Origin of the sequence: Acetobacter cibinongensis, from assembly GCF_000963925.1 — a bacterium.
Classification (GTDB): domain Bacteria; phylum Pseudomonadota; class Alphaproteobacteria; order Acetobacterales; family Acetobacteraceae; genus Acetobacter; species Acetobacter cibinongensis.
The window spans coordinates 219254-232024 of sequence record NZ_BAMV01000018.1 but is presented as its reverse complement, the minus strand read 5'-3'; the positions used below and the strand labels follow the sequence as shown (position 1 = coordinate 232024).

Sequence of the window (12771 nt, the reverse complement as noted above, 5' to 3'; positions counted from 1 at the left end):
ATCATGAAAGCGCCCTCTTGGGGCAAGTGAGGCTGAGCGTGGGGCAGGTTTTTGCAAGTACGGGCCCATCCGGACACAGGAAACGGATGCGCCTGCGTGTGGAACAGAAGGGCGCGAGTGGCCTTGCTGATTACGAAATACTTGAGATGCTGCTTTTCCCCGGTGTGCCGCGGCGGGACACTAAACCGCAGGCAAAGGCACTGATTAATAGCTTTGGCAGCCTGAGCGCCGTTCTGGAAGCACCGGCAGCGGCCTTGAAAGAAGCCGGTGTGGGGCCTGCCTGTGTGAGGCTTCTGGCGCTCATGCCGGAAATAGCCGAGAAGTTGAGCACGCCCCAGACCACAAAACGTGCCGATATTGGCAAGTGGGATAAATTGCTGACTTATTGCCATACGGCTTTTACAGGGTTGCCAGCCGGGCAATTACGCGTGTTGTTTCTTGATATCAAAAATCATCTGCTTGCCGATGAACCGGTTATGGACATGCCGGATAAAACGACTAAAGCCTGTGTGGCCGATATCTTGAAGCAGGCTCTGGCGCATAATGCGTCCGCTTTGGTGACGGTCAGGCTTGTGTCAGACGGGCTTTCCAGAGCGCAGCAGATGCAAAAAGACATCCCGTTTGTCCAGGCTCTTTTAAAGGCGGCACCTCTGCTGGCGCTGGACGTTCATGATCATCTTGTCATGAGAAACGGTCAATGGCTGAGCTTTCGCACTATGGGACAGGATGAGTGGTAAAGAAGGCCAGTCCTTTACTACAGGCGTCTGGCACGGCAGGTACGCCGCATGCCTTGTCCGATGCCGCAAATTTCTCACTCGATGGTGCGACAACGCCTGTAAGGCTTCCGTTTCTGCAAGACTTGCAGCAGGGCCACACACATTGCGGAGATGAAACAGTTGCTCCTGCATGCCCTCCCGCCTCTGACGATGTCGTCCTGCTGACCAAACTTATTCTCGCCATTACGCCGCGTGAAAAACAGGCAGAAGATGTGGCAGTGGAGCTAATCTCGCGTTTTGGGTCTTTTGCCGCAGTGATAAGCGCACCATGCAAAGCGCAGGAAAGGGCATCCGGCGGGAACACGCTGCTCAGCATTTATCTTCAGCTTGTTTATGATGCAGCCCGGCGGATGCAGTTAGCCAAATTAAAGCAGGGAAAAATTCTTCTCAAAAAAGAACAGCTTGAGGCCTATTTGCGCACGGTCATGGGGCATGAGGATATTGAGCAGGTTCGTATCCTCTTTCTGGATTCAGCGTTCAAATTGCTGGCCGATGAGGTCAGTGGTCGTGGCACTATAGATCATGCCCCATTATACCCGCGGGAAGTGGTGCGTAGGGCCTTGGAGCTTCAATCCCCTTACCTTGTATTGGTGCATAATCACCCAAGCGGGGACCCCACCCCATCTCAGGACGATATTGATATAACGTACCGTATTTCCAAAGCTGCACAGCTTATGGGTATTACGGTGTGGGACCATGTCATTGTAGGCCATGGCCTTTTGTTCAGTTTCCGGCAGGAGGGGCTGCTTTAACGCCTTCCTGCCGGAGGGCGCTTTAGGTGTCCGCTAATTCAGGGGCTTTTTCATGCTCTGCCAACGGTCCTAACGCATCCTGAATCCCTAACGGACCGGGTAGGCTGCCATAAGGGAATACAACGTTTACGTGGCCCATCTTGCGACCATGACGGGCTTCTGCTTTGCCGTATAAATGCGGGAGAAGGCCGGGGGCGGCCACAATATCTGGCCACAAGGCCATATCATCAGGGCCAATCAGGTTTTTCATGACGGCATCTGAATGACGAGAGGCTTCAGGCAATGGGAGCCCTGCCACAGCGCGGATATGCATCTCAAACTGATCAACCGGGCAGGCATTCATTGTCCAGTGGCCAGAATTATGGGGGCGGGGGGCTATCTCGTTCACAAGCAGAGTGCCTGTGCGGTCAACGAAGAGTTCTACTCCCATAATACCGATCAAACCGAGTTGCTCGGCAATGGAGGCCGCAAGGCTCTGGGCCTGCGCTGCGACTGTGGGATCTATGGGGGCCGGTGCCAGAGTAAGATCGAGAATGCCGTTTTTATGAAAATTCTGGCCGGGGTCGAAACAACGGATCGTCCCATCATGCCCGCGCACAACCATTACGCTGACTTCACAGGCAAAATCGACCATGCCTTCCGCAACAAGCCTGCGTGGTGCCAAAGCCTCAAACGCTGGGATCATGTCCTGCGGCGTATAAACCCGGCGTTGGCCTTTTCCATCATACCCGTCTCGGGCTGTTTTAAGAATGAAGGGAAAGCCAAGTTTTTCTGCGGCCTCTGACAGGGAGGCCAGATCATCGACCTGATGCCAGGGCGCGATAGGGATACCGGTCTCTGTCAGGAAAGATTTCTCGACACTGCGGTCCTGACTGGTCCGCAGGATGGCCCCAGAAGGATGCACGGGGCAATGTTGCGCCAGACAGTCCAGACCATCTGCATTAATATTTTCGAACTCGAACGTAATGACATCCACCGCACGGGCAAATTTTTCCAGCGCCGTCAGGTCGTCATAGGCACCCAAGGTAACGCCATCGGACACCTGAGCTGCGGGACCGTGTGGATCTTGTGTCAGAATATGGGTTCTAAAACCCAATTTGGCGGCAGCCATGGCCGACATACGGCCCAACTGTCCACCGCCAACAATGCCAATAACGGCATTGGGAGCCAGTGCAGGGGAAAAAGAGGTCATTGGTCTTCGGAGGTTGGTGCGTTAGCGACAGAGGCGGTTTGAAGGGCACGCCATGTGTCCAGGCGGGCAGCGAGGTCAGAATCCTGCAATGCCAAAATTGAGGCAGCAAGCAGCGCTGCGTTTTTAGCCCCCGATGCTCCAATGGCCAGAGTGCCAACCGGCACGCCGCCGGGCATCTGGACTATGGAGAGCAGACTGTCCATTCCCTTTAATGCGCGGGATTCAACCGGAACACCCAACACGGGCAGGCGGGTCCAGGCTGCACACATGCCAGGCAGATGGGCAGCCCCACCGGCACCCGCAATAATGACGGACAGACCCCGGCCCGCAGCAGTTTTTGCGTACTCACACAAACGGTCCGGTGTGCGGTGTGCCGATACAATTAACGTTTCGTGTGGGATCTCAAACTCTGTCAGAATGGCATCCGCGTGCCGCATTGTTTCCCAGTCAGACTGGCTGCCCATGATGATGCCAACTTTGGGGGTAATGTCTGCGGCTTCCGTTGTAGCGGAAGGGAGGGGGGCTGTTTCGCTCACTTTTGGGGTCTGTCCGTTCTGGTCAAGGAAAGTCAGGCAATATCATCAGGGATAAGCTGACTTTCAAGATAGGTAATTCTGTCCCGTAGCAGCAATTTGCGCTTTTTGAGACGCTGAAGATAGAGTTGGTCCACCAGCCCATCCCCCTGAATCAGGCGGTTGATGACGGTGTCCAGATCGCGATGTTCACTGCGAAGCTCGTGGAGCTGGCCAAGAAGAGAATCACGGTCTTTCAGCATGTTCTGAGATCTCCCGAGCACTATTCCCGGTTTTTACAAACGGGTAATAGAGTGCCGTAGCAGTGTTTTCTCACGTCTTTTCATTTTTGAGTCGTATCAGAAGGAGCGGGAAAACAAAAGCCGAAGCCATGAGGGTAATGCATATCTTACTGTCAGTTTTTATGAAAAAAACATGGAAACATTTAAGACTTCTGCGTTACGGTTTTATGACCACCAACATGAATGGAGGCACCGATGACACTCTCTTCGCGGATTGAAAGCTTAAAAACGCGTCACTCACGGATTGATCAGAAAATCTCATCGGAAGGCGGACGCCCCAGACCGGATGCTCGCGTTCTCATGACCCTCAAGCTCGAGAAGCTGAGGATCAAGGAAGAAATAGAACGGCTCTCCTCCTGACCCACACGTCATAAAAAAGCCGCTGAAGGACCAGTCCTCCAGCGGCTTTTTCTTTGCTTATTCGCCTGTAGCGCTTTCGTGCTCACCATAGGCTTCCGGTAGCGGAGCCTGTGGCACTTCGTGGCCTTCACGTTCAAGGCGCAGATTGGCAGCCTGCACAGCAGCATTTAGATCGGCCTGTCGGCACAGACCGATAGTCACGGGATCACGCGGTTTAATGTTAGGCGTGTTCCAGTGTTGCTTGTTACGCACTTTGGCAATGGTGTCCTTTGTTGTGCCCAGAAGTTTGACAACTTCCTGGTCACCCAACTGCGGGAAGTTGCGCAGCAGAAAGGCAATGGCGTCTGGCCGGTCATGGCGTTTTGCAACAGGGGTGTACCGGGCACCCTTTGACCTGCGTTTAACCGGATTGTTGACAGCCAGAATTTTCAGTTTTGCATCAGGACTAGCTTCGCACCGGCGGATCTCTTCCTGTGTGAGCTGACGGTTTGAGACCGGGTCATACCCGACAATGCCCTGAGCCACTTCGCCATCTGCAATGGCCTGAACTTCAAGCGGATGCATGCCACAGAATTCGGCAATCTGGCCAAAGCTGAGGGCTGTTCTTTCAATCAACCACACTGCGGTGGCTTTAGGCATCAGCGGTAGGGTCGTCATTGGTTCCATCCTGTCGTCGGGTGGCGCTTGCGCAGGCACCGGAGAGAGTGACGGTTCGGAACCCTATCCAGTAAGGCCCGCGTGCCTGCCGGCGCGCTTGTGTTGGCGATGATATGGAGGGAGCGCCCCCACAAGGTCAAGAAGCAAATGCATGAAATAAAGAAAGGAGGGAACTTATCCCTCCTTTCCGGGTCGTTCTAAGCTGCTTCAATCAGGCCGCAGCGGCGGGAAAGGAGCCAGGTTGCACTAATGTTGGCTCCGACTGAACAGCCGTGTTGGACGCGCTGGAGCCAACCTGCACTGGTATGCGCCTTGGTTTGAGGGCTTCCGGCACAATCTGGCGCACGGCAATGCGGAGCAGTCCATTATTCATTTCTGCTCCGGTTACTTCCACGTGATCAGCCAAGGCAAAGCGGCGCTCAAATGCGCGGCGGGCAATGCCACGATGCAGAATTTCCCCTTCATTTTGCGGTTCACTTACGCGACCGGAAACAACAAGTGTATTGTCCTGAACCACAAGCTCAATATCATCAGCGCCAAAGCCAGCAATGGCCATGGTCAGGCTATAGCTGTCATTGCCTGTTTTTGCGATGTCATAAGGTGGATAACTGGGGGACGCTGCGGTGCGGGCTGCGGTATCCATCACCTGTGCCAAGCGGTCAAAGCCAATGGCTGACCGGAACAAGGGTGCAAAATCGTAACTCATAAAAACCTCCTCGTTTAGCAAGGTTCTGCCACGTGGTGCGGCCCCCGTTATGGCGGGCCATGCGGCATTAGATTTGAACGCTGAGCAGGAACCCCGACAGGGCATTCTCTACTCGGTGCTAAACGTGGAAAACCCCGCCCCCTGTTTCAAGGGGCGGGGTTTCACAATTTATGCACGATTGTGTGCGGGGTCTTATTTTTTGCGAACGCCAATACCAGCAAAGCGCTTGTTGAACTTTGCCACCTGGCCCCCGGTATCAAGGATACGCTGTACGCCGGTCCATGCTGGATGGGACTTCGTGTCCACGTCCAAGCGCAGCGTGTCACCTGGCTTGCCGTAGCAGGAGCGGGTGGTGAATTCTGTGCCGTCTGTCATGATGACGTTGATTTCGTGATAGTCTGGGTGAATGCCGGTTTTCATGATGGCTCTTTTCCGTTCAAACAAGGCTGTCCCGATACCGACCGGGCTATGCGTGCGAGTGCATATACCGATGTGTGTGGCTGTGATCAACAACTCTTACGCAGAATTCTGCCTTCAAACAGCAACATGATAACGGGGCGTCAGGCTTAGTTCTGTTGCATCAGGGGATTACGGAGGGCGTATAGAGAAAAAGCACGCCTATTTTTTGCTTTATATCTTGAAAAAAACCTCGCATCCTGAGTACAGACGCTGGTGATAGACAAATAAATTCAGGAACGTTTCATGGCTGATGATAAAAAAGGGCTTCACGCCCCAGGTTGGGTTGGCGAGTTTAAAGCATTTATTATGCGTGGCAACGTGGTTGATCTCGCCGTTGGTGTGATCATCGGTGCGTCTTTCACTGGCATTGTAAATAGTCTTGTGAAAGACGTGTTCAACCCGCTTATTGGGTTGGCAATTGGTGGGATTGATTTCTCCAACCTCTTTGTCACGCTTAAAGGCCCCCATCTGGCAACGCTGGCGGAAGCGCAGAAGGCCGGAGCCGTCACCATTAACCTCGGGCTGTTCATCAACGCGGTTATTCAGTTCCTGATTACGGCCCTGGTTATTTTCTGGCTGATTAAGGCTCTCACTCGTATGCATGTACGCGAAGACGCCAAGCCAGCAGCTCCGCCGGAACCAACGAAAACCGAAATCCTGCTGCAACAGATTCGCGACGAACTGGCTTCCCGCCGGGTCTAATACCATGCAGGCTTTTCGTTGACACGAAAGCAAGAAGCAGGTTTGCGGGGAAACGGAGTTGGGCTAGGCTTCAGTCATCATGAAGCATCCTTTCTTTGTTTCCCCTTTTTTTTCTAAACGTTGTTTCCAGAATATGGCAGCTCTGGGAGGGGTGGCCTTGCTGGCAGGGTGTCAAACTGCGCCCAGAGCGGTCAGCCTTGAGCCGACACCGCACACCATGATGTATTCTTATCTTATTGCAAATGGCATGGCGCGTGGGCGCATGATGGCCGGACGAGCAGATGCCGCGCAGGTTATGAGCATGGCGCAGGCAGACCAGGTTGCGGTGGTTGCCATTCTTACGGCAGCTCGTGAGCAATCACGACAGGCAACGCAGGCGGCAAACGCCGCTCTGATATCTTATATTCACGAGATTGAAAAATAATAACATAGAAAAAGCGTTCGTTCAGAGGTAGGCGAAACCCGAACTTGCCGCTACTGTATCTGACAACTATTGCCACTGCTGTCAGGGACACAATCTGTGACGAACTCATCAGATTCATTTTCTATTCATACATTCAGGCCTTATCGCAGACAGAGCGTTGAGTCAGTGCAACAGGGCGAAGTGACGGAGATTCCGGCGGAAGCGCCTTCACCTACAATATCTCTCACGAACAGTTCCCAACCTAAGCGTATGGATGAAATAGAGGTGCCGATTGATTCTGGTAATGGTCAGGTTACAAGTTTTGACGTAGCAGCATTGAGCATAGATCCTCAAGCAAGAGCCTATTTTGATCAAAACGGTCTAAATACCCTTCACGACGTATTTTCTGTTGCGAATATTCTTCATACTAACAGGAATGTAAAAGAAGCTGCCATAATTTATGGCTTGGGTTTTCGAATGCATTCCAAGCAGCCAAACCAACATCCTTCTGCACAAATACTCCTGCATGTAAGGCTATTATGCATGCTTAAGGCAGGCTTACAGCTTCCTAAAAATGAAATTGATATTTTGCGTTCTTATAACATCCCTTTCGCAAAGTATATCGAAGGTGTTGAAATGGCTTGGTCAGGTCAGGATGGGCGGCAGTCGCTTCTTCATATGGGGAATGCATATGAAGAATTTCATACAGGGGAAGAAATAGATTGTCGCTATTTGGAAGTGGCTTTAAAAAACTCTCATGCCTTATTTGGTAAACCCTCGCAGCCTGGTAGTCATTTCACAATACCTAAAAATATATTTATGTATTGGGATCATAATCCGCCTGCGGAAATACAAGAAAACTTTACGTACCATAAAAATATACCAGATTTTAATTTTAAAGTTTTTGATAAAGAAGAAGCTCAAGAGTGGCTTTACCAGAATTATGGAGTAGAAGCGCGTTCTCTTTTTTTAAATATGAGACATCCTGCGGAAGCCGCTGATTTCCTTCGTGTGCATGTGACACAAGTTTATGGTGGGTGGTGGATGGATGCTGACATCCGCCTTCGTGACGATGAATCTTTAAATTTCTTGAAAAAGCAAGAAGCAGATAATGTATTTTTTACAACAAATAATTATTTTGTTCATAATGATTTTTACGGTACAATAAGTAATAGCTCTGTTGGGGAGGATTGTTTATTATCTTTATATAGAAACTGCTATAAATACCACGATCTATATATAGCCTATAAAACAGGCCCCGGTATTTTTAATCGCGCATTAAATCGTCGAACATGGCGTACGCTGCGAGGAATTCAAATAAAAGATAGCGTACAAGTATATGATGCATCTGTTTTTGGTCAAATAATTGACTTGTTCGATACCCCTTACAAGTTTATTTTGCCGTCATGGCATACAGTGTAAATTGGGTCTAATATTATAGTTTATGCTAAAAAAGAGGTTTTAATGCAAAAAAGTTTTATTTGTTTTTTTTTATAAGTATTCCGCTTTTGTTTTGCACAGCAAGTGCAGGCGTATATGCTAAAAAAGAAAAACGCATTATATACACAAAAAAAAGCTTAGATTTTTCTAAAAAAAATATGTTTCCAATAATAAAGTTTGATGAAGATTCTTTAATTTATATTCATAGTATTAATATGTATATTTCAACAGTTACATTACCTAGGTCTGTTGTCGAAAAACGAGGGCATTCTGAAACTTTGTTTTCTCTTTACCTGTCAGGTAATGATAACTGTCCGAAAGAAGCAGAAGAAAGTATGGGATACAATGAAATATTTGAAAAATATCATCATGAAGGTATTGTTTCAAATATAATAAAACAGGCTTATTCAGGAAAAAAATACACATCAATAGATTATTTTTTTAATGAAGACATTCCTTTGAAAGTTAAGAAAGGCAGTTGCATTTTTTCTGTTTTGGATGGCAGTGATTTTTCAAATAAAAAATATAAAATGGCACAAAAAATAAAAATAAAATACCGATATGCTGAAAAAAATTCAAAAGTAAAAAAAATATCACTAGTTGGATTAGGTGGAGAATTTGTAGTTTCTTCTAATAATTATAGAACTCCTACCTTAAATGCATACAGTGTTATACCAGTTTCTAAAAATGGAAAATTACATCCTGGTTGGCTATTAAATTTGTATGGAAATGTGTCTGCTACGACAGAGTCAGATGAAAAGTATAGAAGTAAACCAGAAGGTAATTGGCAGATAAGCCATTATATTATGGTTTATACAAAAAATAGCTGTCAAAAAGCATTTCCAAACCACCAAGGTTCTTTATTTTTTTGGAATGATAAAACAGGAACTTTTAGTCAGAAAAATCCTTCTTCAGCATTCTGGAGTACGTCATTATTACTGCAGAAAGTCTCTTTATCAAGCTATGGAAACTCAAGTGTCGTAGCAAGTATACCATCCCCATCAAAGGAAAAGTTTCTAAAAATTGAAGAGGGTGATTGTATAGTGGATGCTATCGTTCCTAGTGGAGATAGATTTGACAAAGCTCCAATAAATACAGAGCCACAATTTTCCATAGAAGTATTAGAAAGATAAACAGACCCTAACCTCATGAAATTAGGGTCTGTTTAGATCAATAAAAATTTAAGTGTCTAATTTCTTTTTCTATTAATCTAAAATTATTTGTGTTAGTATCTGATTTTTCTAATGCAATTTTAGAATCGCTATCATTAAGGGGTCTATATTCTTTATATCCTAAAGAACAAAAATGCATTAATGGATCGATATTTGCATTTTTAATGTCATGGTTTCTATTTAGATACTGATATTTATTAAAAAATCCAAAATAATACAGAGTATCATTGTCCACAGATGGATATCTAATGAAAAATGTTTGTAATTTTGGTAGCTCTATATTCGTGAAATTATTTCCAAAAATTGATTTTATATCAACAGACAAGAGTTCAAAAATTTTCATTATAGAAGGGAAATAAATATTACCTTTTTCTGTATATAATTTTTCATAATCTTTTTTTGTCATGAAAAAGTATTTTACCAAATGTTCACCATGCCCTGAATAATTTTTTAAACTCTCTTTATCATCTAAATTAACTAAGTGGGATAATTTTCGCGTAGCAGAATTTATTAATTTATCGAATGGTTTATTATGTAAATGCACGTAACCTAATTGGGTATAATAAGGGGTATTCGAATGTTTGGCAATTGGATGATGAAAGCCATGATCTAACAGCCCAATTGTATTTTTCCGGAAAAAACATTTGGGAACTGTTGCCGGATAGAAAAAACCAGGTTCATTAGGAATATTTAATAGCATATTTTGCATAATAAAGGCTTGATCTTGTTTGGTTTTTTTTAAGTAAAGAAAATAGTCGTGAATTTTCTTTTTCCTGCAACTTAAATTTTCATCAAACAATATAATAAATTCATCAACATCTAATGGAATAGCGAAATCGTAAGTATCTTGTTCGTCCCATGCTCTAATAATCTCATTTATTATGTTACCTTTACTCTCAAAAGCATTACTTCCAGTGTATTGTTTGTCGACATTACAACCTATCATTTCGAATTTTTCTAATATTAAGATGGTTTCTTCATCATCAGATCCGTTATCCAATATATATATATTTTCGATTCCGAATAAATATGCATGGTATTTTATCCAAGCTTCTAAATTTTTTCCTTCATTTTTTTGCATAGCAATACAACGAATATCTAACATTGTGTTTCCTTACGTAAAGATTTCTTGCAAGTCTTGCATACCATTATAATAAAAGGAGGCAGACGTTAAGTATTATATATAGAAAAACTGTGAGGAAGCGATAGCTCTCTCACAGTTGTCAGACCAACTAAGCAAAGCAAATGCTTATGCCAATTAGATCGCTCACATGCGGCGAAGTAAACAAACTTCCCCCAGCATAAGAGTAAATTTTGTCATCATTCATGAATTTTGCGTGACACACTATGGAAATTTCTTGACCATTTTTATCGAAAAGTTTTGCAGAATAGCCAGATAAAGTTTTTCCTGCACCAGTGGTGCCTGCAAACTCACCTTCAGAGGTCCACTCAGACCAAGATTCATCTTTTACGAACACTGTATACTTTAGAGTATAATTAGTATCAAAAGTAGTGATATTGATGCCTTCAATGGAACTCTGAAAAGTTTGCCCGGTGTCGATTAAATCGTTCGTCTTTACGTCACCAATAGCACCACGGTGGGTAATTATTTTTCCTTGTAAAATAGTATTGTTTCGTGAGGATATAGCTAAATAGCCATTGATTTTAGAAGAATAGTTTAGCATATTTTCATTGATGTTATTATTCTTCAAATAATATACGTAACAAAATATATCTCTGTATTTGTTTATATAGTAATCCGCATTGCCCCATGATTCGTTAGAGAAGACAAGAGCAATAATTGAACAAATAATATCAACAGAATTTGATATTTCTTTTTTTTCAATTTTTTCTAAAGAATATATTTCCCAAGGAAGTATTTTTTTTGCATCACACTTTAAGTGACCTCCTTGATCTCTAGGGAGAGAGCAAACGTACTTGTCTAAGTTTGGATCATAAAGAGAAATTTTGCCATCCGTATTGTGAAACACAGTTAGGGACAAAGCTGGACCTGAATGAGCAACCCCCATTAAGGAGACATTTGTTATATTTTCATGGTTAGATAAAAGAAAATTATATTTTTTGTCTAACTCAAACAACACAGCATCATGTGTGAATTTATTTTCGTCAACACAGACGTTGCCTGTCCGACTATCAATTTTCACATAATAATTTTCGCGTGTTTTGATTTTGTAAAATCTAGAATTTACTTCATAACCTGTGCTACGTTTTCCCATATTGGGGATAAAAAATTTCTCACGTTTCTTCGAAACAAATTCATAAATATCTGAAGCTGCTTGATGAGGTTTCCTAATCGTTTTTGTAGCATAAAAATTGTAATCAGGAGCTGTGGAGGGGGCAAGCCCATCGTAGACTACGTAATCTATACGAGATGAGTTGATTCCATCCATGGCTAAATAATTAATATCAGGGAAATCTTTCATGTTAATGGCAACGCCTTCTGGCGCGGGGGTAAAAATAGAAGTATGGAATGCCGACCCCAAGACACCAACGACAATATTATTATTTCTGAAAAGTGAAATTTGTTCGTATATAGATAGTTTTTCAGGGTGAAGTATGAGAAAACCTAATTTACTCAATTCATTTTCAAACTCTTTTTCGTTATCAATTTTTATGGTTCCACAAATAAGGTCTGAACGAGACAAATAGATATTTTTATTTTTTGTTATTGTCTCTTCTGAAAGATGCGATAAAGCCATGTCTCCTAGCTCATGGCAGAACTCAGCCATATGTTGATAGCAATATCCTTGTTCAGCAAACAATGCATCAGGAACAAGAAGTTCCTTTATTCGAAGGGGTGAATCAGGGCACAGGAAATCCTTTTTTTCTAATCCCAATAATGAGAATAAATCCCTAGCCCATTGATAAGAAAAAATTTCATTTAAATCTTTAAAGCTACGAACTAAAATAGGAGCTTTTATGTTTAATTTTTTTAAGAACCATATTCTTGATAAGAATTCAGTAATATAATGACCATATTGCTCGTGGAGATGTCCCGCAAAAATAGCCGTTTCTATAACTGGATACGTTTTTGCTGACTGTGGATTGATCCAGGACGGTTGTCCTTTCGTTTCAGATGGATGATGGTGAAAAAACGCAGCTTGGTTGATCAAATAACCTTCTTTAGTGAAAAGACCACTTAGTCCATCAAAATGGCCCAATCCACATTCATATATGGCATCCTTAAAAGTTGAAACTTCAGGCAAACTATAAAAATTTGCTCCCTTAAAGGGGAGAAGTGGAGAAGGTATAATCATTTGGTCGACCCCTATCATGGAACGCTTTGTAATTCTGTATACTGTTTTCTTTAAATACGT

The 12771-nt window shown here is 44.4% G+C and carries 15 protein-coding genes; 7 read left to right on the top strand and 8 right to left on the bottom strand.

Annotated elements, in window-relative coordinates:
• Positions 1–86: 86 nt before the first annotated feature.
• Both Abci_RS11945 and Abci_RS11940 read left to right on the top strand, forming a co-directional pair.
• A complete protein-coding gene (locus tag Abci_RS11945; RefSeq protein WP_084597652.1) occupies positions 87–737 on the top strand; it encodes a JAB domain-containing protein in 651 nt (216 codons plus the stop codon).
• Positions 731–1528 carry a JAB domain-containing protein gene (locus Abci_RS11940; protein ID WP_146806741.1) on the top strand — a complete coding sequence of 266 codons (798 nt, stop codon included), beginning with the start codon at positions 731–733 and terminating at the stop codon, positions 1526–1528. Before Abci_RS11945 ends, Abci_RS11940 begins: the two co-directional genes overlap by 7 nt.
• A 22-nt stretch (positions 1529–1550) precedes the next feature.
• Here the strand turns inward: Abci_RS11940 and Abci_RS11935 are convergent, their stop codons facing one another.
• Genes Abci_RS11935 through Abci_RS11925 form a run of 3 tightly spaced genes read right to left on the bottom strand, consistent with a single transcriptional unit; the run spans position 1551 to position 3495 of the window.
• On the bottom strand, positions 1551–2720 hold the full coding sequence (locus Abci_RS11935; RefSeq protein ID WP_048839375.1) for a 5-(carboxyamino)imidazole ribonucleotide synthase: 1170 nt from the start codon (positions 2718–2720) through the stop codon (positions 1551–1553).
• Positions 2717–3256 (bottom strand): 5-(carboxyamino)imidazole ribonucleotide mutase, encoded by a 540-nt coding sequence (gene purE, locus Abci_RS11930; RefSeq protein WP_084597651.1) that lies wholly within the window; start codon positions 3254–3256, stop codon positions 2717–2719. The genes Abci_RS11935 and purE overlap by 4 nt, the downstream gene beginning before the upstream one ends.
• Before the next feature lie 32 nt (positions 3257–3288).
• On the bottom strand, positions 3289–3495 hold the full coding sequence (locus tag Abci_RS11925; RefSeq protein ID WP_048839374.1) for a YdcH family protein: 207 nt from the start codon (positions 3493–3495) through the stop codon (positions 3289–3291).
• Positions 3496–3729: 234 nt separating this feature from the next.
• Between Abci_RS11925 and Abci_RS11920 the strand changes: the two genes are divergently transcribed.
• Entirely contained in the window at positions 3730–3894 is a 165-nt protein-coding gene (locus Abci_RS11920) for a YdcH family protein (RefSeq protein WP_084597659.1), read from the top strand.
• 57 nt (positions 3895–3951) lie between these two features.
• Here Abci_RS11920 and Abci_RS11915 read toward each other — a convergent pair whose 3' ends face one another.
• From Abci_RS11915 to rpmE, 3 genes are all read right to left on the bottom strand, one after another.
• On the bottom strand, positions 3952–4551 hold the full coding sequence (locus tag Abci_RS11915) for a DUF1013 domain-containing protein (RefSeq protein WP_048839373.1): 600 nt from the start codon (positions 4549–4551) through the stop codon (positions 3952–3954).
• Positions 4552–4762: 211 nt separating this feature from the next.
• Positions 4763–5257, bottom strand: coding sequence for an Hsp20 family protein (locus Abci_RS11910; RefSeq protein WP_048839372.1), 495 nt, complete (start codon positions 5255–5257; stop codon positions 4763–4765).
• A 192-nt stretch (positions 5258–5449) separates the two neighbouring features.
• Positions 5450–5677: a 50S ribosomal protein L31 gene (gene rpmE, locus Abci_RS11905; RefSeq protein WP_048839371.1), complete on the bottom strand. Its 228-nt coding sequence runs from the start codon at positions 5675–5677 to the stop codon at positions 5450–5452.
• Positions 5678–5959: 282 nt separating this feature from the next.
• Between rpmE and mscL the strand changes: the two genes are divergently transcribed.
• The 4 genes from mscL (at position 5960) to Abci_RS11885 (ending at position 9394) form a co-directional block, all read left to right on the top strand.
• A complete protein-coding gene (gene mscL / locus Abci_RS11900; protein WP_048839370.1) occupies positions 5960–6418 on the top strand; it encodes a large-conductance mechanosensitive channel protein MscL in 459 nt (152 codons plus the stop codon).
• 133 nt (positions 6419–6551) lie between these two features.
• Positions 6552–6842, top strand: coding sequence for a hypothetical protein (locus tag Abci_RS11895; RefSeq protein ID WP_146806743.1), 291 nt, complete (start codon positions 6552–6554; stop codon positions 6840–6842).
• A 165-nt stretch (positions 6843–7007) separates the two neighbouring features.
• A complete protein-coding gene (locus tag Abci_RS11890; protein ID WP_244877664.1) occupies positions 7008–8243 on the top strand; it encodes a capsular polysaccharide synthesis protein in 1236 nt (411 codons plus the stop codon).
• An 86-nt stretch (positions 8244–8329) separates the two neighbouring features.
• Complete coding sequence (locus Abci_RS11885; RefSeq protein ID WP_146806745.1) at positions 8330–9394, top strand: hypothetical protein; 1065 nt, start codon at positions 8330–8332, stop codon at positions 9392–9394.
• Positions 9395–9431: 37 nt separating this feature from the next.
• Here Abci_RS11885 and Abci_RS11880 read toward each other — a convergent pair whose 3' ends face one another.
• Together Abci_RS11880 and Abci_RS11875 are read right to left on the bottom strand one after the other, a co-directional pair.
• Complete coding sequence (locus Abci_RS11880; protein WP_048839366.1) at positions 9432–10538, bottom strand: glycosyltransferase family 2 protein; 1107 nt, start codon at positions 10536–10538, stop codon at positions 9432–9434.
• Positions 10539–10665: 127 nt separating this feature from the next.
• Complete coding sequence (locus tag Abci_RS11875; RefSeq protein WP_158319792.1) at positions 10666–12711, bottom strand: glycosyltransferase family 61 protein; 2046 nt, start codon at positions 12709–12711, stop codon at positions 10666–10668.
• Between the last annotated feature and the right edge of the window lie 60 nt (positions 12712–12771).

What these genes read in the sequence shown, in the direction of transcription:
- Abci_RS11935 (WP_048839375.1), bottom strand. Translation starts at nt 2,720, where the DNA reads ATGACCTCTTTTTCCCCTGCACTGGCTCCCAATGCCGTTATTGGCATT.
- mscL (WP_048839370.1), top strand. Translation starts at nt 5,960, where the DNA reads ATGGCTGATGATAAAAAAGGGCTTCACGCCCCAGGTTGGGTTGGCGAG.
- Abci_RS11945 (WP_084597652.1), top strand. Translation starts at nt 87, where the DNA reads ATGCGCCTGCGTGTGGAACAGAAGGGCGCGAGTGGCCTTGCTGATTAC.
- Abci_RS11920 (WP_084597659.1), top strand. Translation starts at nt 3,730, where the DNA reads ATGACACTCTCTTCGCGGATTGAAAGCTTAAAAACGCGTCACTCACGG.
- Abci_RS11925 (WP_048839374.1), bottom strand. Translation starts at nt 3,495, where the DNA reads ATGCTGAAAGACCGTGATTCTCTTCTTGGCCAGCTCCACGAGCTTCGC.
- Abci_RS11915 (WP_048839373.1), bottom strand. Translation starts at nt 4,551, where the DNA reads ATGACGACCCTACCGCTGATGCCTAAAGCCACCGCAGTGTGGTTGATT.
- rpmE (WP_048839371.1), bottom strand. Translation starts at nt 5,677, where the DNA reads ATGAAAACCGGCATTCACCCAGACTATCACGAAATCAACGTCATCATG.
- Abci_RS11875 (WP_158319792.1), bottom strand. Translation starts at nt 12,711, where the DNA reads ATGATTATACCTTCTCCACTTCTCCCCTTTAAGGGAGCAAATTTTTAT.
- Abci_RS11895 (WP_146806743.1), top strand. Translation starts at nt 6,552, where the DNA reads ATGGCAGCTCTGGGAGGGGTGGCCTTGCTGGCAGGGTGTCAAACTGCG.
- Abci_RS11880 (WP_048839366.1), bottom strand. Translation starts at nt 10,538, where the DNA reads ATGTTAGATATTCGTTGTATTGCTATGCAAAAAAATGAAGGAAAAAAT.
- Abci_RS11910 (WP_048839372.1), bottom strand. Translation starts at nt 5,257, where the DNA reads ATGAGTTACGATTTTGCACCCTTGTTCCGGTCAGCCATTGGCTTTGAC.